The 20,215-nt window shown below is 69.2% G+C and carries 20 protein-coding genes; 10 read left to right on the forward strand and 10 right to left on the reverse strand.

The features are described 5' to 3' along the window. Positions 1-133: 133 nt before the first annotated feature. The 6 genes from WD794_01945 to WD794_01970 form a co-directional block, all read right to left on the reverse strand. Positions 134-325 (reverse strand): hypothetical protein, encoded by a 192-nt coding sequence (locus tag WD794_01945; GenBank protein ID MEX2289073.1) that lies wholly within the window; start codon positions 323-325, stop codon positions 134-136. A gap of 544 nt (positions 326-869) precedes the next feature. Beyond that, positions 870-3,011 (reverse strand): EAL domain-containing protein, encoded by a 2,142-nt coding sequence (locus WD794_01950; GenBank protein ID MEX2289074.1) that lies wholly within the window; start codon positions 3,009-3,011, stop codon positions 870-872. After that, complete coding sequence (locus WD794_01955) at positions 3,008-3,445, reverse strand: response regulator (GenBank protein MEX2289075.1); 438 nt, start codon at positions 3,443-3,445, stop codon at positions 3,008-3,010. The genes WD794_01950 and WD794_01955 overlap by 4 nt, the downstream gene beginning before the upstream one ends. Next, positions 3,442-4,575 (reverse strand): ATP-binding protein, encoded by a 1,134-nt coding sequence (locus WD794_01960; GenBank protein MEX2289076.1) that lies wholly within the window; start codon positions 4,573-4,575, stop codon positions 3,442-3,444. The genes WD794_01955 and WD794_01960 overlap by 4 nt, the downstream gene beginning before the upstream one ends. 393 nt (positions 4,576-4,968) lie before the next feature. Then, a complete protein-coding gene (locus WD794_01965) occupies positions 4,969-5,118 on the reverse strand; it encodes a hypothetical protein (protein MEX2289077.1) in 150 nt (49 codons plus the stop codon). Between the two features lie 54 nt (positions 5,119-5,172). Next, on the reverse strand, positions 5,173-5,460 hold the full coding sequence (locus WD794_01970; protein ID MEX2289078.1) for a DUF1778 domain-containing protein: 288 nt from the start codon (positions 5,458-5,460) through the stop codon (positions 5,173-5,175). A gap of 358 nt (positions 5,461-5,818) precedes the next feature. On the opposite strand from WD794_01970, the gene WD794_01975 reads away from it, so the two are divergent. Both WD794_01975 and WD794_01980 read left to right on the forward strand, forming a co-directional pair. Beyond that, on the forward strand, positions 5,819-5,944 hold the full coding sequence (locus WD794_01975) for a hypothetical protein (protein ID MEX2289079.1): 126 nt from the start codon (positions 5,819-5,821) through the stop codon (positions 5,942-5,944). A 109-nt stretch (positions 5,945-6,053) separates the two neighbouring features. Next, complete coding sequence (locus WD794_01980; protein ID MEX2289080.1) at positions 6,054-7,400, forward strand: protealysin inhibitor emfourin; 1,347 nt, start codon at positions 6,054-6,056, stop codon at positions 7,398-7,400. A gap of 311 nt (positions 7,401-7,711) precedes the next feature. Here WD794_01980 and WD794_01985 read toward each other — a convergent pair whose 3' ends face one another. Further along, on the reverse strand, positions 7,712-8,467 hold the full coding sequence (locus tag WD794_01985; GenBank protein MEX2289081.1) for a DUF433 domain-containing protein: 756 nt from the start codon (positions 8,465-8,467) through the stop codon (positions 7,712-7,714). A 484-nt stretch (positions 8,468-8,951) separates the two neighbouring features. Here WD794_01985 and WD794_01990 point away from each other — a divergent pair, with 484 nt between their 5' ends. Then, positions 8,952-10,505 carry a Re/Si-specific NAD(P)(+) transhydrogenase subunit alpha gene (locus tag WD794_01990; protein MEX2289082.1) on the forward strand — a complete coding sequence of 518 codons (1,554 nt, stop codon included), beginning with the start codon at positions 8,952-8,954 and terminating at the stop codon, positions 10,503-10,505. Positions 10,506-10,508: 3 nt separating this feature from the next. Continuing rightward, positions 10,509-11,993 (forward strand): Re/Si-specific NAD(P)(+) transhydrogenase subunit beta, encoded by a 1,485-nt coding sequence (gene pntB, locus WD794_01995; GenBank protein MEX2289083.1) that lies wholly within the window; start codon positions 10,509-10,511, stop codon positions 11,991-11,993. An 802-nt stretch (positions 11,994-12,795) separates the two neighbouring features. On the opposite strand, the gene tcmP is transcribed toward pntB, so the two are convergent. After that, a complete protein-coding gene (gene tcmP / locus WD794_02000; protein ID MEX2289084.1) occupies positions 12,796-13,908 on the reverse strand; it encodes a three-Cys-motif partner protein TcmP in 1,113 nt (370 codons plus the stop codon). A gap of 124 nt (positions 13,909-14,032) precedes the next feature. Here tcmP and WD794_02005 point away from each other — a divergent pair, with 124 nt between their 5' ends. Continuing rightward, positions 14,033-14,782 carry a phage Gp37/Gp68 family protein gene (locus WD794_02005; GenBank protein ID MEX2289085.1) on the forward strand — a complete coding sequence of 250 codons (750 nt, stop codon included), beginning with the start codon at positions 14,033-14,035 and terminating at the stop codon, positions 14,780-14,782. 184 nt (positions 14,783-14,966) lie between these two features. Further along, positions 14,967-15,230, forward strand: coding sequence for a hypothetical protein (locus WD794_02010; protein ID MEX2289086.1), 264 nt, complete (start codon positions 14,967-14,969; stop codon positions 15,228-15,230). A 612-nt stretch (positions 15,231-15,842) separates the two neighbouring features. On the opposite strand, the gene WD794_02015 is transcribed toward WD794_02010, so the two are convergent. Beyond that, complete coding sequence (locus WD794_02015) at positions 15,843-16,016, reverse strand: hypothetical protein (protein MEX2289087.1); 174 nt, start codon at positions 16,014-16,016, stop codon at positions 15,843-15,845. Positions 16,017-16,981: 965 nt separating this feature from the next. On the opposite strand from WD794_02015, the gene WD794_02020 reads away from it, so the two are divergent. Next, positions 16,982-17,173: a hypothetical protein gene (locus WD794_02020; GenBank protein MEX2289088.1), complete on the forward strand. Its 192-nt coding sequence runs from the start codon at positions 16,982-16,984 to the stop codon at positions 17,171-17,173. Here the strand turns inward: WD794_02020 and WD794_02025 are convergent. Further along, on the reverse strand, positions 17,170-17,655 hold the full coding sequence (locus tag WD794_02025; protein ID MEX2289089.1) for a toll/interleukin-1 receptor domain-containing protein: 486 nt from the start codon (positions 17,653-17,655) through the stop codon (positions 17,170-17,172). The genes WD794_02020 and WD794_02025 overlap by 4 nt on opposite strands. 783 nt (positions 17,656-18,438) lie before the next feature. Here WD794_02025 and WD794_02030 point away from each other — a divergent pair. The 3 genes from WD794_02030 to WD794_02040 form a co-directional block, all read left to right on the forward strand. Next, positions 18,439-18,798: a hypothetical protein gene (locus tag WD794_02030; GenBank protein ID MEX2289090.1), complete on the forward strand. Its 360-nt coding sequence runs from the start codon at positions 18,439-18,441 to the stop codon at positions 18,796-18,798. Beyond that, the gene (locus tag WD794_02035) at positions 18,791-19,024 is read left to right on the forward strand and encodes a helix-turn-helix domain-containing protein (protein MEX2289091.1); all 234 of its coding nucleotides are present in this window, start codon (positions 18,791-18,793) and stop codon (positions 19,022-19,024) included. Before WD794_02030 ends, WD794_02035 begins: the two co-directional genes overlap by 8 nt. A 26-nt stretch (positions 19,025-19,050) precedes the next feature. Then, positions 19,051-20,215, forward strand: a 1,165-nt coding sequence (locus WD794_02040; protein MEX2289092.1) for a tyrosine-type recombinase/integrase, incomplete at its 3' end; no start/stop codon positions are given.

Consider the following 20,215-nt stretch of genomic DNA (forward strand, 5'->3'; position numbering starts at 1 on the left):
CTGGTCGCCGCGCATATCAGGGCAGCAGGGGACTCCGCGCTCCCGCGGCCGATCGCCTGGATCCACTCGGCGACGCAGCCCAGGAACAGCACGGCGCCGGGCGTCATCCCGGAGAAGTTGCTAGGAGGAGCACCTATCTAGTACGCCGAGCACGAGCGATGACGAGCACGCTGAACAGAGCCAGGCACGCCCCCATGACCAGGAAGAGCGCGTCTCCTTCTGCTGCAAGGAGGAACAACGCAGCAGCAATGAGTCCCAAGCCGCCGACGTGATAGTTCTGGAAGCGCCAGAGGGCGCGGAGCCAATCGCGCCCGTCGCCGCTCATGGACGCACCCTAGTGCCGGCTCTGTGACGACGCCGCAGCCACCTCACGCGCTGGGTGCAGCAGAAGAGCACCCATGAGGTCCGACCACGACAGTTCTCGGTGCCAGCAGCGCCCGCTTGTGCGGGCCGCTGGCACCAAGATGGCCCGGCCCGGCCCGGCCCGGCGCCGCCCCGGTGCCCGACGTTCTCGGTGCCAGCACCGCCTGCTTCGAGCACAGGCGTGGCACCGAGATGGATCGAGCAGCCCGGCGATCGGCCCGGCGGCAGCAACCGCACGGTAGTGGCGGTTCTGCTCACTGCCGGCGCCAAGTGGCCAGAACAGCCGCCAAGGACACCTCTCGTGGGACGGCTCGTCGGCAGTTGATCTTCTGGTTGCTGGATTCGCAGCAGACGCGCCGGCGTGTCCGCTGCCGATCCAGCAACCAAAAGATCATCCAGGCGTGAAGATCTTGGTCATGTCGCGCGCTACTGGCGGCTCTGCGGCGGTGCCGGTGTCGCCGCACGATCTGACTGGACGATCAGATCGGTGAAAGCAAGAGCCGATGTCAGGGTTCAGAGATCAGGGAGCTGCACCGTGCGAGAACTTCAGGGAGCTGCGACGCCGGTACGGCCGGGGACCACAGGAAGCCCTGCGCTTGCTCGCACCCCAGCCGGCGCAGGGCGGTGTACTGCTCGATCGTCTCGACCCCTTCGGCGATGGAAGTCGTCCCGACGGCTTTGGCCAGGCTGATGACGCTGTTGCAGATGGCGTCGTCCGCGATCGTGACACCGATTCCAGAGACGAAGGTCCGGTCGACCTTGAGCGCGCTGATGGGGTAGCGGCGGAGGTAGAGCAGTGAGCTGTAGCCGGTCCCGAAGTCGTCGACCGAGATGCGCACTCCGAGATCAGAGAGGGCGTCGAGCACCGCTCCGGCCACGCGGGTGTCCTCCATGACCGTGGTCTCGGTGACCTCGAGCACCAGCCGCTGGGCTGCCAGGCCGCTGTCCTTCAGGGCCTGCCGGATGTTGTCCAGCACGTCGCAGTGAGTGAGCTCGCGGGCAGAGAGATTGACCGCGACATGGAGCCCCGCCAGCAATCCGGTCCACGACGCGGCCTGCCGACAGGCGCGCTGCAGGACCCAGCGCCCCAGCGGGACGATCAGCCCGCTGGACTCCGCAACCGGGATGAACCGGTCGGGGCCGATCAATCCGTGCTGAGGGTGCTGCCAGCGCACCAAGGCTTCGACACCGACCGCCTGGCCGGTCGTGAGGTCCACGACCGGCTGGTAGTGCAGAACCAGCTCGTCGTCGGTGAGGGCCCGCCGCAGGCCGGTCTCGATGGCGTTTCGTTCCTCGATGTCCTGACGCAACTGGGCGGTGAAGACCCCGACCTGGGCACCGCCGCGCTGCTTCGCCTCGTACATCGCGGCATCCGCCGCCTGCAACAGCTCCTCCGGACTCTGCGGAGCCCGTCCGACGACGACGCCGACGCTCGCACTCACCGTTACGCTCGCCGAGCCGAGGTCGAAGGATCCGGACAGAGCCGTGGACAGCCGGTCGCTGAGCAGCTCGGCCTCGGCCGGATCGGTGAGGTCCTGCCAGACGACGACGAACTCGTCCCCAGAGACCCGCGCCAGAGTGTCAACGGCCCGGATCTGGCGCTGAAGTCGGCCAGCGACCTCGACGAGCAGGGCGTCACCAGCCGGATGCCCGTGGTTGTCGTTCACGCGCTTGAAGTGGTCGATGTCGATGAACGCGACGGCGACGTGGGTTCCGCGCCGGGCGCTGTCCGCCAGCGCCTGCCTGAGCCGGTCACCGAGCAGCAGCCGGTTCGGCAGACCGGTGAGCACGTCATGCAGCACCTGGTGGGACAGGGCCTGCTGCACCTGCCGCATCTCGGTGACATCGACGTGGGTGATGACCGCACCCGGACTCCCGTCGATCTCCGCGGGAGAGATCCGCACGCTGAACCAACGCTGCTGCGCACCGACTCGGGCGCACGGGTACTCCCGCTGGTAACGCTGGACGCGCCCGGCCAGCACGTCCCGGAGACCGGCCGCAACCTGCTCGGTCTCGCCCGCGCCGGGGAGTACGGCAGTGAGCTGGCCGACTTCCAGGTAAGGCCGTCCCTCCCCGGAACGCTCCGGCCGGTGGCCGAAGCCGGTCGCCAGGGCACGCCAGGCCTTGTTCACGGCCACGATGCGGCTGTCGGATCCGACCGCGCAGGTCGGTGCCTCCAGGGCATCGAGCAGGGCCAGCTGCAGCTTCACGTGCGCCGCGCGCTCGACCCGTTGTCGCTGCATGGCATGCAGGACAGCGGTCGCCAGTCGCGGCCCGTCGTGCTGACCCTTCACCAGGTAGTCCTGCGCGCCCTGGGCCAGCGCCGTCATCGCCAGGATGCTGTCGTCGCGACCTGTCAGCACGAGCAGCGCACTGGCCTTGTCCCGGTCCCGGACCGCCTCCACGACGGCGAGTCCATCGGCGTCGGGGAGTGCAAGGTCGGCCATCACCACGTCGTAATCCTGGCGCTGCAGGTGCTCGCGCGCCTGGCGCAGAGTGGTGCAGGCGGTGACCCGGGTGCCCGGCAGCTCGTCCTCGAGCAGGGCCTGCACGAACTCGGCGTCGGCTTCGGAATCCTCGATCAGCAGCAGCGTGATCTCACTGTCACGGTCGAGCCCGGCAGCGATCTCACCGTACGAGGCAGTCATTCGCGTGGCAGTCGTACGAGTCCGAGCCAGAAGTCCTCGATCGACTGCACGACGTGGACGAACTGGTCGACGTCGACGGGCTTGGTGAGGTAGCAGTTCGCGCCCAGGTCGTAGGTCTTGACCACATCGGCCTCGGCCGCCGAGGTGGTCAGGATCGCCACCGGGATTCGTCGCAGCGCCTGGTCCGCCCGCATCGCCGCGAGCACCTCGTGCCCGTTCATCTTCGGCAGGTTGAGGTCCAGAATCACCAGGTCCGGCCGGGCCGCGCCCGAGTGCGGGCCCTGCCGGCGCAGGTAGGTCATCGCCTCCGCACCGTCCCGCACGACCGTGACCTCGTTGGCGATCTTGGCTTCGGCCAGCGCCTCCAGGGTGAGCTCGACATCGGCGACGCTGTCCTCGACCAGCAGGATCTGCATCAGCTGGGCGGTCGTCACGACCGCTCCTCCGGCGTCGACTGTCGGCCCTGTCCGGGCGCGACCGGCAGGCTGAGGCCGAAGCGGCTCCCCCCCAACGCCGAGTCCTCGACCCAAGCGTTTCCGCCGTGGCTCTCTGCGACCTGCTGAACGATCGCCAACCCGATGCCGGTGCCCTCGTAGTCGTCACGGGCGTGGAGGCGTTGGAACATCCGGAACACCCGCTCGCGGTACTGCGTCTCGATGCCGATCCCGTTGTCATCCACCACCAGGTCCACCCACCCGCCGCGCACCGTCGCACTCACCACGACCCGCGGCGCGACGTCCGGGCGGTGGAACTTCAGACCGTTGCTGATCAGGTTCTGCAGCACGCCTGTGACAGACACGGCATCGGACCAGACCACCGGGAGCTCGCCGACCTCCACGGCATCGACACCCAGCTCCGCAACGACTCGACGGGCCACCTCCTCCAGGTCCACCGCCGAACGATCCCGGTCCGACCGCAGGAAGCGCGAGTACTCCAGCAGGTCGTCGATGAGCCGGCGCATCCGCGCCGCACCGTCCACGATGTGGAAGACGTACCGGCTGCCGCGCTCGTCCAGCACCTCGGCGTACCGCTTCTCCAGCAACTGCACGTAGCCGGTCATCACGCGTAGCGGCTCGGACAGGTCATGCGAGGCGACATAGGCGAACTGCTCGAGATCACGGTTGGACCGGCTCAGCACGGCGTACTGCTTCTCCAGATCGCGATGGGCGTCCTCCAGCTCGGCCGTCAGCCGAACCCGCTCGGTCACGTCCTCGACACTGGTCGCGAGGCCGGTGACGTCACCGGCACTGTCACGCAACGGCGACACCGTCACCGACACCGCAACATGTCGACCATCAGGCCGCTGGTGCCAGGTGTCAAAGCGCTCCACCCGCTGTCCGGACAGCGCCAGATCACGAACGTGACGCAGCTGCGCGGCGGTCTTCTCCGGCAGCAAGTCGGCCGTCGCCCGGCCCAGCATGTCCGCGGATGCGCAGCCGTAGAGGCGCTCCGCCCCTGCGTTCCAGCTCGTGATCCGGCCCGACAGGTCCTCGCTCAGGATCGCATCTGCCGACACCGCCACGACCTGGGCCAGCAACTGGGCATCCGCTGACGCCGTCGTCATCTCCACCACGAACCCCTGACCTCAGTCGCGTCAGTTTGGCAGAAGAACGGGCGCTGCGACCGGCCTCGCACCACTTTTGACGAAAAGGAATGGGTTGCCCTGGTCAACACAGGCCAGCACGAGAGACCCAACTGCGCGGAGGTTAGGTGCCTCGTCCTGACATGCCGAGTGCCGCAGGTCCTCGACCGGCGTCGGGCCCGTGGCGGCCTTCTTGCAGGGCGGCATGGGCTCCTCATCGACGTCGTGTCGTGGGCGCCACGACCGGATCCCAAGAAACGTTGTAGGTCAGTCGGCGACCTACAAGCAAACAGGCACTTCGCTTGTAGGTGACCGTAGGAGGTGGTCAGTCGACGTCGAGGGCCGCGACGATGTCCGTAGCGACCACGATGCGTGTCAGAGCGTCGGCCAGGAGGGCTCCACCGTTCCCGCCGCCGTGGCGGGTGCGGTCAAGAGCCACACGAACGTGCGGGCCACCCGCCGATCCCCAGCTCCGGCTGCCTGCTCGCGCAGCCAGCGGTCGAGGTCGGTCTCACCGGAGTCCAACGCGCTCAGGTGATGCCGGGCAGGGTCGAGCGGCTCGGAGTGGAAGATCACCCGTCAGCGGCGGACGACGCGCTGGGCCCGCTGCGCTGCCCGGGTCAGCGCGGCGTTCGCCTCCGCGGGCGCGTCGAGAGCCGCGAGGAGATCGTCGAAGAAGTCGGCCGGCACCGCGGTCTGGACGTCGTGGTCGCGCAGTACCTGCTCGGCGCGCTCTTCCACGGCCGAACGGACGAAGTCGCTGACCGGGGACCTGCGCCAATTCAGCCGCGCGCTCCAGTCGCGCCTTGCTCTCAGGCTTGAGCCGAACCTCGAGCCGTACCGTCGCGGCCATCGCCACCCCCTCATGTACGGGCAAATGTGCGCCCTGGCCTGCGACGTCGCCCAGGAGCGGCGCGCCCTGGGGATGCGCGAGGACCAGGTCATGCTGGCCGACCTCGCCTGACCTGAGGCTCACCGGCCGCCGCCTCCCAGCGGGACTGCCACGACTGCCTGCACCTGATCCTCGCCGCAGCGTCCTCATCTGCTCGAGAGGGCTCCACCGCGAGAGGTACGGCAGCAGGTCTTCCCACCGGAGGACCGACGCGTGACACTGACCTCATGGCGTTGACCCTCGCCGTCCCTCGTGCTGCATGCGACCACCGTCCTGCTTCTCCTGACTGGCGCCTTGCTGGCGCTGCGGTACAGGCGGGTGCTGGTGGTTCACGTGCCGGTCGCCGTCGAACCGGCGGTGTCCATCGGCGTCTACGTCGTCGTGGTTCCGCCGAACCTCATCGGATACGCGCTGCTGGCGACCAGGTCACGGCATCGCGACGTGGCGTCGCCGGCGTGACGCCACGGAGGCGCTCGTCGCCGGCGCCAACCGTGGCGCCGTTCCACACCGCCCGCGGCCCCTGCAGCGGCTTTGCCACCTTGTCGACGGCGACCGATGATGATCTGTTATGAGCCGGTGCCAATTCATCCCGCCGTACCTCCTCGAGCGGGTGGCCTTTGCGCACGTCGACGACGACGTCGCGCGATGCGGCCAGGCCACATTGGCCGTCGACAACGCCCTGCGAGCCCGACGCAGCGTCACTGCCGCCGCGACCGGCACCGTGCATGCACCGGCCCCGCCCAATTCGTGGGTGATCTTCTCCGCCGACAACACGGCGACGCTGCCCGGGCGCGCTTTGCGCAGCGCCGGCGACCCGCGCACCGGCGACCTGGCCGTCGACGAGGCGTACGCGGGGGTGGAGGCGTCTCTCGAGCTCTTCGACGAGGCGCTCGGCCGCAGCTCCTTCGACGGGCGCGGTGCCACGGTGCTCGCCACGGTGCACTACGAGAGGAACTACGACAACGCCTTCTGGGACGGCAGGCAGCTCGTCTTCGGCGACGGAGACGGGCGGGTCTTCGACCGGTTCACCAAGCCGATGGACGTGCTCGCCCACGAGTTCACGCATGCGGTGACCCAGCACACCGCCGGCCTCGTCTACCAGGGTCAGTCCGGGGCGTTGAACGAGCACATCTCGGATGCCTTCGCCTCCTGTGTGAAGCAGCGTGTGCTCGGTCAGCGAGACCCCGCCGAGGCCGACTGGCTCATCGGCGAGGGGATCTTCCTGCCCTCGGTCAACGGTCGCGCGCTCCGTTCGATGGCGGCCCCGGGAACGGCGTACGACGACCCGGTCGTGGGCCGCGACCCGCAGGTCGCGCACATGTCCGACTACGTGCACACCCGCGACGACAACGGCGGAGTGCATCTCAACTCCGGCATCCCGAACCACGCCTTTCATCTGACCGCGACCCGCTTGGGCCGTCCGGTGTGGGAGCAGGCTGCCCAGGTCTGGTACGCCGCGCTGACCTCCGGGATCGGCCCGGACGCCGACTTCGCGAGGTTCGCGACCGCGACGGCCGCGGCGGCGCGACGTCTCTCCCCCGGCGTCGAGGAGGCCGTAGCCGACGCCTGGGCCGAGGTGGGCGTCGTGCCCGCTCGGGGTCGGGTCGCACCTGACAGCCCCAGGGGTACGGCCCTCGCCACGGGTGACGCTGTGGTGGCGGTGCGCCGCACGGGTGGCTTCGCAGGCACCGCCTTCAGCGGCGAGCTGCATCTGGGCGACGATCCGCGCACACCCGAGGTCGAGCAGCTGCTCCACCGGATTGACCTGGACCGGCTGGGAAGCGAGCAAAGCCAGCCGGACCGTTTCGTCTACTCATTCTGGCTGCGTGGTCGCGAGGTGACCGTCACCGAGCAGGCGCTGACCCCGGAGCTCTCCCGGCTGGTGCACCTCCTGCTGGACGACCGGAGCTGGTGACGCCGTCGGACGCTTCGATGTATACCGACGCCGACTACGGGCAGGTTCCCGCCGGTGCAGCAGTTCCTGATGACGAAGCTCGGCGCTATCAGGGCAGATCACTCAGCACCTTCCGGGCGGGGGAGGCCGAAATCGATGGCGATCCAGCCACTCCGTATCCGCCACAGCCTCGTCTGCCGGGATGCCGTACACCTCGGCCAGCGTGTGCAGCCCCAGCCCCGCGCCGCGAAGCAGTGCTGGGACCTGACGGCGGCCCAGGCTGCGGTCCAGGAACAGGTCCGGCAGGCCCTCCGGGTGGCCGGCCGACATAGTCAGGCGGCGATGCGGGTGGCGATTCGGACGGCGTCCTCGAGCTCCGCACGCGGCACCCCGTACTCCTCAGCGACGACGTCCAGCGGCTCACCAGATCGGAACAGCGCCAAGGCGTCTTCGAGACGGGCCCCGCCCCGGGCGAAGATCGGCTGGCCGAAGCCGCGGTCCAGGTCGACCACCACCTCCGCCACCTCGTACGCCGGGAGCCGGATGAGCTGCACGTAGCCGTCGTCGGCGAACTCGAGCCGGCGCAGGTAGGCCTCGACGACCGAGTGAAACACCCGCTGATCGCTCCGCACCACCACGAGCTCTCGCGCCGCACGGGCCGCCTCCGCGTCCTCGCCGGTCTCGCCGGTCTCGCCGGTCTCGCCGTAGTCGTACAGCACCTCGGCGCCGTCGGTGTACAGCCGGCTCGAGGCCAGCGCGTGCTGCAGCCCCAGCACCTTGTCCAGCCGGGCCAGTGCCGGCCGAATGCGCTGAAGCGGCACGCCCGCACGCCGCATCGCGGTGAGCACGAGCCCCTCCGCCAGCCCGACGAAGGGGATGACCGGGCCTCGTCCCGGAGACGGGACAGTGGTGAGCACCGGGAAACCGGTCACCGCCGGTCGTCCCTTGCCAGCGCGCCGGTAGCCCTTCGCCCACGTCGCCAAGGTGGAGGCCGGGACGTCGAGGTAACGCGCTGCCTCCGCCACCGTGTAGAGCAGCGAGGAGAACCGGTCGAGCGCGGAGGGCGCATCGCCGAGGAGAGCGGTCATGATGGTCCACCTCCTGACTCCGGCTGTCCCTCCATCTTGTCCCACGAGCCACCGACAACGGCAGCGCCCGGGCCGTACGAGGTCCACGAAGTGCAGCGATGTGCATCATGATTCACACCGTTATGGAACAACCGCCGCGCCCAAGCAGGCACTCAAGGACGTGCTGGTCGGGCGCAGGACGGTTGACGCGCCGCCTATGGGAGCACAGAGGCCAGACACCACGGAAACGGCAGTACGAGCGGCATCGCCCCCCACGAGCACCGTTCCCAGGAGCGCCCACGCTTCCCGAGACGTTCGGCAGGTTCAGGCCGAACACCCGACACCCTTTCGCTCTCGGAGCACCTCCCGCGACGCCGCAGAGCCGCGACTACCCTCCGTGCGTGACAAGATCTGCCTGGCCGACCGGGGAGCGGCCCTGGACAGTTCGCTCTCGGACGTGATCAGTACTTCTGAAGAATCAGCAGACCGGTAACAGGAGGACTGAGTGCGGATCGGCATACCCCGGGAGTCGCGGCCGGGCGAGAGCCTGGTAGGCGGCACCGCGAAGAGCGCCGCCCAGCTCGTCGACCTGGGATACGAGGTCGTCGTGGAGGCCGGGGCCGGCCAGGCCGCCGACCAGCCGGACGAGGCCTTCGCGGCGGCCGGTGTGCGCGTCGTCGGCAGCGCCGACGTCTGGGCCAGCGACATCGTGGTGAAGGTCAACGCCCCGACGCCGGAGGAGGTCGCGCGGCTGCGGCCCGAGGCGACCGTGGTCGCGCTCATGGCGCCGGGCCGGAGCCCGGAGCTGCTGGAGCAGCTCCAGGAGGCCGGCGTGACCGGCCTGGCGATGGACGCTGTCCCGCGCATCTCGCGCGCGCAGTCCATGGACGTGCTGTCCTCCATGGCGAACGTCGCCGGTTACCGGGCCGTCATCGAGGCGGCCCACGAGTTCGGCCGCTCGTTCAACGGGCAGGTGACCGCCGCCGGCAAGGTCCCGCCCGCGCGGGTCTTCGTTGTCGGGGCGGGGGTCGCCGGGCTGGCCGCGATCGGTGCCGCCGGCTCCCTGGGCGCCGTCGTCCGGGCGTTCGACGTGCGCCCTGAGGTGGCCGAGCAGGTGCAGTCGCTCGGCGGCCAGTTCGTCACCGTCGAGATGGAGCAGGAGACGAGCACCGATGGCTACGCCAAGGAGATGACGACCTCCCAGCAGGCGGCCACGGCGGCCCTGTACGACGAGGAGGCGAGGGCTGCCGACATCGTCATCACCACCGCTCTCATCCCGGGCCGGCCGGCGCCGCGGCTCATCACCGCCGAGACCGTGCGCGGGATGCGGCCCGGCTCGGTCGTGGTCGACATGGCGGCCGCCTCGGGCGGCAACGTCGAGCCGTCGCAACCGGACCAGAAGGTCGTCGAGAACGGCGTGAAGGTCCTCGGCTACACCGATCTGGCCGGAAGACTCGCGGCGCAAACCAGCCAGCTCTACGGCACCAACATCGTGAACCTCTTCAAGCTCCTGACCCCGGGCGGCGACGGCCGGCTCGTCCTCGACATGGACGACGTCGTGCAGCGCGCCATCACCGTGGTCCTGCGCGGCCAGGCGATGTGGCCGCCGCCGCCGGTGCAGGTCAGCGCTGCCCCCCCGGCGCCGGCATCGGCCATGACCTCGCCGGCCGCCGACCCGGCGGCAAGCGACCCGACGACGACCGCCCCGGGGACCAGGACTCCGCGGGGCGTGTACGCCGCAGCGCTGGCGGCGGTGCTGTTCGCCGGCCTGGCCGCCTTCTCGCCGGACGCCTTCCTGTCCCACTTCACCGTCTTCGTTCTGGCCTGCTTCGTCGGCTACTACGTCATCTCCAACGTCGCGCCGGCGCTGCACACGCCGCTGATGAGCACGACGAACGCCATCTCCGGGATCATCCTCGTCGGCGGCATGCAGCAGGTGGGCAACACCGACCCGGTGGTTGCGGTGCTGGCCGTCATCGCCGTCGTCTTCGCCAGCATCAACATCTTCGGCGGCTTCCTGGTGACGGACCGGATGCTCAACATGTTCCGGAAGGCCTGACCCGTGACCGAGTTCCTGACATCGGACCGGCCCACCGGGATCGTCCGGGCCGCTTACCTCATCGCAGCCGTCCTGTTCATCGCCGCCTGCGCCGGGCTGTCGAAGCACGAGACCGCCAGGCGGGGCAACCTCGCCGGCATGGCCGGCATGGTCGTCGCGCTGCTGGCGACCCTGCTGGTGGTGGCTCGCCAGGCCGAGCTGCCCGACCCCGACGGCCAGTGGCGCGGCCTCGGCGCCACGCTCGGGCTGATCGCCGCGGCGGTCCTGGTTGGCGCCGCATTCGGTGCCTGGCGGGCCCGCACGGTCCCGATGACCGGCATGCCCGAGCTGATCGCGCTGTTCAACGCTTTCGTCGGGATCGCGGCCGTGCTCGTCGCTTACAACAGCTACTTGCAGCCCGGCGAGCTCGCCGGAGGGTCCGAGGGCATCCACCTCGTCGCGGTGTACCTCAGCGTCTTCATCGGAGCCCTGACCTTCACCGGGTCGATCGTGGCCTACCTGAAGCTGAGCGGGCGGATGAAATCCACCCCGCTGGTGCTGCCTGCCCGCCATCTGCTCAACCTGGTCGTCCTGCTCGCGTCCGTCGGCCTGATGGTCTGGTTCCTGCTCGACCGCGAAGAGTTCAGCACCGGCATCGCCGAGGGCGTGGGTCGAGGCGTCGTGCCGCTCGGCGTCATGACCGTGCTGTCGCTCTTCCTCGGCTTCCACCTGGTGGCTGCCATCGGCGGCGGCGACATGCCGGTCGTGGTGTCGGTCGTGAACTCCTACTCCGGATGGGCGGCGGCCGCCGCCGGCTTCACGATCGGCAACGACGTGCTGATCATCACCGGCGCGCTGGTCGGGGCGTCCGGCGCCATCCTCAGCTACATCATGTGCCGCGGCATGGGCCGGTCCTTCCTCGCGGTCGTCACCGGCGGGTTCGGCTCTGACGGCGACCTAGCCGGGGAGGCTCGGGACTACGGCCAACACCAGGAGATCCAGCCGCAGCAGGCCGCCGAGCTGCTCGGCCAGGCCAAGTCCGTCATCATCACCCCGGGTTACGGCATGGCCGTCGCTCAGGCGCAGCACCCGGTCGCGGAGCTGACGGCGAACCTCCGGGCCAAGGGCGTCAATGTCCGGTTCGGCATCCACCCCGTCGCCGGCCGTCTCCCGGGCCACATGAACGTCCTGCTCGCCGAGGCGAAGGTGCCCTACGACATCGTCCTGGAGATGGACGAGATCAATGAGGACTTCGACCGGACGGACGTCGTGCTTGTCATCGGCGCGAACGACACCGTGAACCCGGCCGCGAACGATGAGCCCGGCTCGCCCATCGCGGGGATGCCGGTGCTCGAGGTCTGGAACGCGCGCGACGTCATCGTCTTCAAGCGGTCGATGGCGACCGGCTACGCCGGCGTGCAGAACCCGCTGTTCTTCCGCGACAACACCAGGATGCTCTTCGGGGACGCGAAGGAGCGCGTGCAGGACATCGTCAACAGCATGGTCTGACCGCGAGGAGAACACGCCTCGGGGCGGTTGCCGGACGCTCTGGACAGGGTCCAGGTGGTTCCACGCTCCTGCTGGGCGGCTCCTGGATACACCCGACTTCCGCCAGCGGAGCGTCGCCTCCGTGAGGGCGCGAAACACCCCAGGTACTCCAAGCTGGGGACTTCTGCCCCGGTTGCCCTCGACATAGTGTTCGGCGCCGGCCCTACGCGAACCCGAGCCGCACGCCACACGCTGCGGCCGGCCTCCGCCGCGCGAAGTGACACAGTGAACTCCGGCAGGAGACACGGCTGCAGGCGGTACCACCGACGGCTGCCCCTACGTTCGCGTCGACACCATCGAGACGGCGATTGCCAGCGTGGAGGGGAACTACGAGGCGAGCAACGGGTGGGTGGCTCCTCCTGGCTACCTCGTGGGCTACGAAATGGCCGCCGAACAGTTGAGGCACGGCCCCGATGTCGTTGCTGAAGCTGTCAATGCGGCGGTCAAAGCGCGGGCAGGGTTGGTTGAAGGCGGGCGGCAGGGCGAAGGCCCGGCTCCTCAACGTCGAGGCCATCTGCTCAAACAGCGTTGAACATCGCCGGCGCGCCGAACAACGAAAGGTGGGCGTAGCGGGCCCTGAGTCTGTCGTCGTGGAGCGACATCACGAGTCCCGAATACGAGGAGTGGGAGACCGACAGGCTCGTCGTCGACACATCGAAGTTGACCGCTGCGGAAGCGGCCGACGTAGTTCGTGTCGCTGCGATTGCATGAACAGTCAACCGCCCTGTTCTGCCGGTGTGCCACCGGAGCAACCGCCTGCTAGCTAGGGGAACTGCACGATGGTGCCGTCGGGGTACGTGTGGGGCTTCCGCTGGTTCGGGCTGCTGATCCGGCCCGCCTTCTGCAGAGGCACTAGCGTCTTGGTCTTTACGTGGCTGCTGTGAAACGGCGTCGCCACCACGACATGGTCGATGACGGTCTGGATGGGCACGGCTTGCCCAGCGAAGTGCTCGCAGAGGTGGTCCTGCAGCGGCTGCGTGTCGACGTCGTTGCCGAACAGCACGTCCTGGCCGGCGAAGCGGTCCTCGAAGGTGAAGTTGCCCGACGGGGCGACCCGCCACATGGCCTGCTTCATGCGGTCCAGCCCGAGGGGCTCGCGGGTGCAGTAGAACAGGTCGTAGACACGCTTGCCTCGGTCCTCGTACATGGCGAACGACTGGATGTAGGGGAATCCGCAGACGTCGTGCAGGCGCTGCTTGTAGAGGTCGTGCAGGTATCGACTGCGCGCCGCGCCCGACAGGCTGGCGGCGCTCTTGTAGTCGTCGTTGCCGAACAACGCAGTGAGCCGGTCGTCGATGTTGCCGGCGCCGCACCAGCGCAGGACGGCATCGTGCGCGAAGTAGATCAGCAACTCGCACATGGGGGATTTGGTCAGGCGCTGCACCACTTCCAACGGGGTGTACTTCACACCGACCGGGTCCACGAACGCGAACGTCGGGGCGAGCCGGCCACCGGACGCGTCCAGCTCGTCGATCATTTCGGTCGTCAGCGTCACGAACGTCTTGTTGTCGACGTGGACGCTCACGTTCTTCGGCCAGGGCTGGTGCGCGGCCACGTAGTCGTCGACCAGCGTCTGCAGGTGCTCCGCGCACCCCGCGTCCTGTTCGTTGAACAGCAGGATGAACTCGGTGCGGTCCATGCGGTCGAACACGTTGTGCTCGACCAGGGCTTTGAGAGCGATGAGCGGCGAACCGTCCTCGCCACCTTTGTACCGGCCGGGGCCGCCGAACGCGTCGTAGTAGACGAGGCGGTTGTGCCTCGTCGTGTTCATGATCGCGTACCAGGCGCCCATGTAGTACCGGAGCAGCTCGTGCTTGGCGCCGGTGTGAGGCTCGCGCTCCCACAGCTCGACCGGCTTGCGCTTGCCTGGCGGCATCTGCAGTCCCCTCCGGCCGCAGTGACCCCTCGCGGCGACGGCGCGAGGCTAAGGGCCACGACCACCCGTGGCCGCCGCGACGCGCGGGAAGCGGCCTGTCGGGGGGTCCGCTTACAGTCCAGGCGTGGCGGACAAGAGTGCGATCGAGTGGACCGAGGCCACGTGGAACCCCACGACTGGCTGCGACCGGATCAGCGCGGGCTGCGACAACTGCTACGCGCTGACCCTCGCCAAGCGCCTCAAGGCCATGGGCAACAGCAAGTACCAAGCCGACGGCGACCCCCGCACGAGCGGGCCCGGCTTCGCCCTCACCGAGCACGAGGACGCACTGGCGATCCCGTTTGGCTGGCGCAGCCCCCGAACCGTCTTCGTCAACAGCATGTCCGACCTGTGGCACGCGCGCGTGTCCGACGAGTTCATCGGACGGGTCTTCGACGTTATGAGGGCCACGCCGCAGCACACCTACCAGCTGCTGACCAAGCGGCCCCGCCGGGCAGTGCGCATGGCCGGCGACCTGCCGTGGCCGGCAAACGTATGGCTGGGGGCCTCGGTCGAGTCGCAGGCGACTGCGTGGCGAATTGACGACCTCCGCCGGGTGCCTGCCGCAGTCCGGTTCGTCTCCGCCGAACCGCTGCTCGAAGCCGTCACGCTCGACCTGGCTGGCATCTCTTGGCTTATCGCCGGCGGCGAATCCGGGCCAGGGCACCGGCCCTTGGACGAGGCCTGGGTCCGCGGCCTGCGCGACCAATGCGCCGACAGCGGGACGTCGTTCTTCTTCAAGCAGTGGGGAGGACACCGCCCTAAGTCCGGGGGGCGCAGCCTCGACGGACGCACCTGGGACGAGATGCCCCCGCTGGCTGCGGCAAGCCCCTAAGACGGCATCTCGCCGCAGGCGGGTGCGGCCCGTCGGCAATCGTCATCGTCATCGGCCGGATGGGCCGAGGTGACAACACTCGCTGGGTTGCCGCGTGTGCGTGACGTGGGCGGGTGTAGGCACCCGCTGACCGCTACTCGCGGACGGTGGGTCAACCGCGAGGAACCGGCATTACCCTTGGTACATGGCCTACAAGCCGTCGATGCAGGGCCCCACAGAGGGAGAGCCATTCGAGTCGGCGCGGCGCGTGGCAGAGGCAAGCCGCAGTGCTCTTGCCGACGCAGACATCATCGGTCTGCCCGAGGACGAAGCGCGGAGACGCGTAGAAGCGGCAGGGCTCCACTTCCGTCCAGTAGGCGCCGGGGACGTGATGACGGCCGATCTCTCGCTGACTCGCGTGACGGCGACCATCGTTGATGACCGGGTGCACGAGGCGCGCGTCGGCTGACGGATGGGTGCCCCTAGGAACCGAGCAGAAGCGCGGGTCTTGCTCGCGGCGCCCGGCAGCGGAAACGCGGTTACGCAGCAGCCGAGAGCCGGGATCACCGCTTGCTTGGAACGACTGCGAGTGATGCTGCGTCCCATGTGCATGAGAAGACTCGCTGGCGCGCTGGCAGCGGCCTGCACACTGCTACTGGTGGCTGGCTGTGGCTCCGGCAACGGCACGGCTACTGCCGGCGGTGAGCCTCGGGGGCTGCCGTCATGCGGCGAGCAGGAACTGGACGCGCCTCCGGACGCGGCCATCGACTGGACGCACTACGTCCGCTGGAACGACCGGATGTACGCCGCCAAGTTCGAGCCCCAAACGGGCTTCGAGCCGGGCCAGCAACTGGGCGCCGTTGAGTGCACCCGGGCTAGTTCCAGGACACCCGTGGAGCACACACCACGGCACGCAGAGGCCGCATTCCTGCCCACGGGTACCCCCGTGCGCAGCGTCAAGGGGCAGCCGGTGGAAGACGCAATCACGGCCGAGTGGGACGGACGGGCTTGGCTCTTTCGCTTCGACGCAGCCGCGACCCAGAGGCTCGCGCAGCCCGGGTAGGCGCCGCAGGAAGTGCCGCTACCGCGAGTAGGGGTTGAGCCAAGGGAAGCAGGCGAAGTTGCTGCCCTGCCCGCTCGTCCGCTCCCGCCCGCAGTTCGCCACAGGTCCCTCGTCAGGCTCGCTCACGTCCGCGACAGCCACGCCGGAGAAGCCGAGTCCGGTGAGGGCGAGCATCAGCAGGAACCGTCGCATCTGACAAGTGTGAGCGAGGTTCGCTCGACACGACAAGAAGTGCCGTTCCTCGTGGTGTGCCGCCAGGTGATCGCACCCGCCAGGGTGCGAGCTTAGCCAGCCTGCATTGCTGGACTTTTGCTGGCGGGACGGCCGCCGTCCCCCGACCCCGCACCGGCGATGGCCGCTCCCGTCGCGGCAGATGAGGACGTCTTCTGGCCCGCCCTGCCCCGGACAGAGCGATGCCCCGCACCCAACGGACGGGGCGGGGCATCAGGCTGTTCGCTCAGCCCCTGCCGAGCGTCGAGCCGGCCTTGCTCTTGGCCGCCTTGGTCGAGGAGCTGGACGACAGGGTGCTGCCAGCCTTCGAGAGGGCGGACTTCGACGGCTTGCTCATGCTGTTCACCTCCTTCCATGTCACCCGCGAGGATGGCACCGAGCACCGACAAACCGGTTGTCTCGAGCGCCCAACGGCTTGCGCCTCGTCATCGGGTCGCGAAGCACCTGACTCGTGTGCGCGGTGGGCGGGCCGGGCCGACGTGGAAAGGGCTCGGGCAACAGCGGTGACCGCGAGTTACCGGACCAGGCTGTCTCACCCCGTCGACGCCTCTAGCCTCGGGGCGTGATCGATGAGATGCCCGACCCGCCGGTTGACTGGGGCGATCCGTTCGTCGATCTCCCCAGCGACCACGACTTCGCCATCGACGCGTACATCGGCGAGCCGCCGGAGTGGTACTTCCCGCTCGTCGGCCGGGTGGCGGTTGCGACCGGCGGCTTGGAGCGGACTGCGGCTCGCGCCGCCCAGACCTGCTTGGGTGGGCGGAGACACAGGGTGGGGAACTCGGCTTCTGGATCAGTTCCTCGGGGCGACTGCGCACGCTGCTTGATGCCGCCAAGGGACTGTCGCGCGAGTTCGATGCTCTGGCGAAGGAACTCACCAAGCAGGCTTGGGAGTCGCGCAACCAGATCGTGCATGTCGCCACTGGGTGGCACGAGTCGCCCGACGAGCCGTCTACTGGCACTACGAGAATCCCCGCAGCGGGTCCCGCGTCTACCTCGAAGATCCCGGAACGCAGCCTGCGCTAGAGCGCGTGCTGGCAAGCATCATCGACCTGGACGACCGGATGTGGCGGCTGTACCTGTCCATGGTCGAGCCGCCGGTGGAGACTCTTTCCTAGAGGCGCACGGCGGTCGCCGTCTCAGCGGCCGCAGCGGCTGCGACCTTCTCGGCGACGTCGTCCAGGGACAGGTTCGCCCCAACGGTCAGTCCGGACCGCGCGGCGAGCAAAGGGCTGACGTCTCGAAGGGCGTCGAAGTCCGTGTTGTGGGCGACAGGGATCACCCGGTCAGTAGCGAGCAGCGCCGACAGTTCCTTGCCTGCGATGCCCGTCGCCGACTTGAGCGTCTCAAGCAGCGCAGGGGTGACCAGCACGATGCCGACCCGTGAGGTCGCCAGGCCCCGGTCGATCTCCTGGAGCAGCGACTTCCCGAGGCCGACGTCGTACTCGCTGAACCACACCGTCGCGCCGTGGGACAGGAGCAGGTCACACAGATCCTTAGCGGCACCCTCCCTGTCGTCCCATGCGTGGCAGAGGAACAGGTCGCGGCGCTCGGGATGGGCCTGGGCCACCACCTCGGCGTTCCGGGCGATGGGTTCCATCGTGCGCCACTCGGTGGCGGTGTACGAGACGGAGCCCCCGCCACGCAAGCGACGTGACGTCCCCCCGCCGCCGCCCGCACCTCCACTGGACGAACCGCCGCCGGAGGACCCACCACCACTGCTCGGGTACCGGACCACGGGAGGCGAGTCCGACGGCGTCCGGTACGACGACCTGTAGCTCCCGCCGTAGCGGCACACGGGGCAGTTCGCGCGTCCGCTGGCCGTGCGGTGTCCCTGCCTTGGTGCTGTGCATCCACTCATGCGTCGCACGGTACGCACGAGCACCGACAGAAACGGGCAGACTCTGCGGTCGCCTACTTCCGCATGGAACACCCGCTCGAATACCCGACGTAGCGTTCCGGTCGCCAACCCGGTCCTGGAGGTCCTGAGGCGGCAAGGCCCCCAGACCGTCCGGAGGCGGGGGCGTCAGGCACCCGACGACGGCGATCCAGTTCGCCGAACGCGCTCCGCCGACCCGGCCACATCCGGTCAAGCATGAGCGGACCCTTGCACTGGCCTCCGCGTTGTCCCGGCCGAACATGAACCAGCCATGGGCCGCGGTCAGTTGCCGCGCCTGTTGCCGCGGGTCGGCACGCGGCTGAATCCCAACGTCCAATAGGAGGTTGGTGGCGAGGCCAAGGCCGTGCGGCCAACACGCATCAAATTCACGGCCGGCACGACGTCAGCAGGGCGCCCGGTCCCAGCACCGCCCGGGTGGCAAGCAATCCGGCAACGGGCGTCGCCATCGTGCCCCTGTGCGCCCGCATCGGTCCGGAGGTGATCATGAACGTCGTCGACGTCGACTCGTTGGCAGTGCTGCCCGTAACCGCCTCAGCAAGTGCCGGCTTCGCCCGAGGCGTGGACTTCAGTCGTGGCCGTGACGAACGCCAGGAGCAGCTCCGACCGCTCACGACGGCGCTCGCTTCAGGCGAGCCGACCACGGTCGTCTTCAGGGACGCCATCGACCCGGAGCAGCTCCTGCTTCCGTCGCACGCTGCGTCTGCGCTGCGCCACATCACCTGCCTCGCGGTCGTGTCCGCCCCGCGACCTGCCCAGGCTGTGCTCGGCGAGGTCGCCGGTCAGAGCTGCATGATCAGCCAGCAGGTGCATGTACTGGTGCCGGGACGGCCTTGCGGTGGATGAGGACGACCTGCGCCAGCTGCCGGTAGTGGTGGATCTGGTGACCGCGGCGGCGGTCCTCGGCATCGGCCGGACCACCGCCTACGAGCTGGTACGTACCGGTCGCTGGCCGACCCCGGTCCTGCGCCTCGGCAGCCGCATCCGGGTGCCGACGGCCGCGCTCCGCGAGCTGCTCAGCCTGTCCACAGTCGGCCCCGACGTGCAGACGCGGGTCGCCGTCGAGCGGTAGAACCTGACAAGCGAGAGGACCGGCCAGTGAAGGGTTCGACGTACAAGCGGTGCGGCTGCACCGACGCCGGCGGCAAGCCGCTGGGTGCCGACTGCCCCAAGCTGAGCGGCCGCAGCCACGGCACCTGGTACTACCAGGCCGAGCTCGCAGCCGGGCCCGGTGGTCGCCGACGTCAGCGCCAGGGCGGCTTCACCAGCCAGCGCGACGCCCAGGCTGCGCTGGTCGACCTGCTCGACCGGGTCCAGAAGCGCACGCACGTCGACGCGGGCCGGCAGACGGTCGGCGTCTACCTCGACGACTGGCTCGCCGGCAAGGCCAAGCTGCGCGCGAGCACCCGCCGTACCTATGCCGAGCACATCCGGCTCTACCTCACCCCAGCGCTGGGCCATCTGCGGCTCGATCAGCTCGACGCGGTCGACATCGAGCGGATGTACACCGCGATCCGCAGCCTCGGCACCAGCACCGGTCGCGCCCCCAGCCCGGAGATGAAGGCCATGCTTGCCGCACGGCAGCGGTCACGACCGACCCAGCCGCTCACCGCAGCCCGGCTGCGCCGGATCCACACCACGTTGATGTCGGCGCTGAACACCGCCGTCAAGCGGCGGCTCCTGCCCCTCAACCCCGCCAGCTACGTCGAGCTCGACACCGGCCGGCGACCCAAGGCCGTCGTGTGGACCGAGCAGCGCGAAGCGCACTGGCGAGCCACCGGCGAGCGACCCAAGGTCGCGGTCTGGCTCCCGGCACAGACCGGGGCTTTCCTCGACCACGCCCAGCCGCATCGGCTCTACGCCCTGCTGCACCTCATCGCCTTCCGGGGCCTGCGCCGCGGTGAGGCCATCGGTCTGCGCTGGACCGAGGTCGACCTCGAGCAGGCGACCATCACCGTCAGCCGGCAGATCCTCCAGCTCGGCGCGCACATCGAGGCCGGTGAGCCCAAGAGCGAGAGCGGCGAGCGCACCGTCGCCCTGGACGCCGCGACCGTCGACGTGCTGCGGCTGCACCGGATCCGGCAGCTCGAGGAGCGGCTGCAGTGGGGCGCAGCCTGGACCGACACCAGCCTGGTCTTCACGGCCGAGGACGGCACCGCACTCGTGCCCGACCAGGTCTCCCGGCTCTTCGCGCGCCTGCTCAAGGAGGCGGACCTGCCGCAGGTCCGGCGCCACGCCCTGCGGCCCGGGGCGGGGCCCCTGG

It is taken from the genome of Mycobacteriales bacterium (assembly GCA_040902655.1).
Classification (GTDB): domain Bacteria; phylum Actinomycetota; class Actinomycetes; order Mycobacteriales; family SCTD01; genus SCTD01.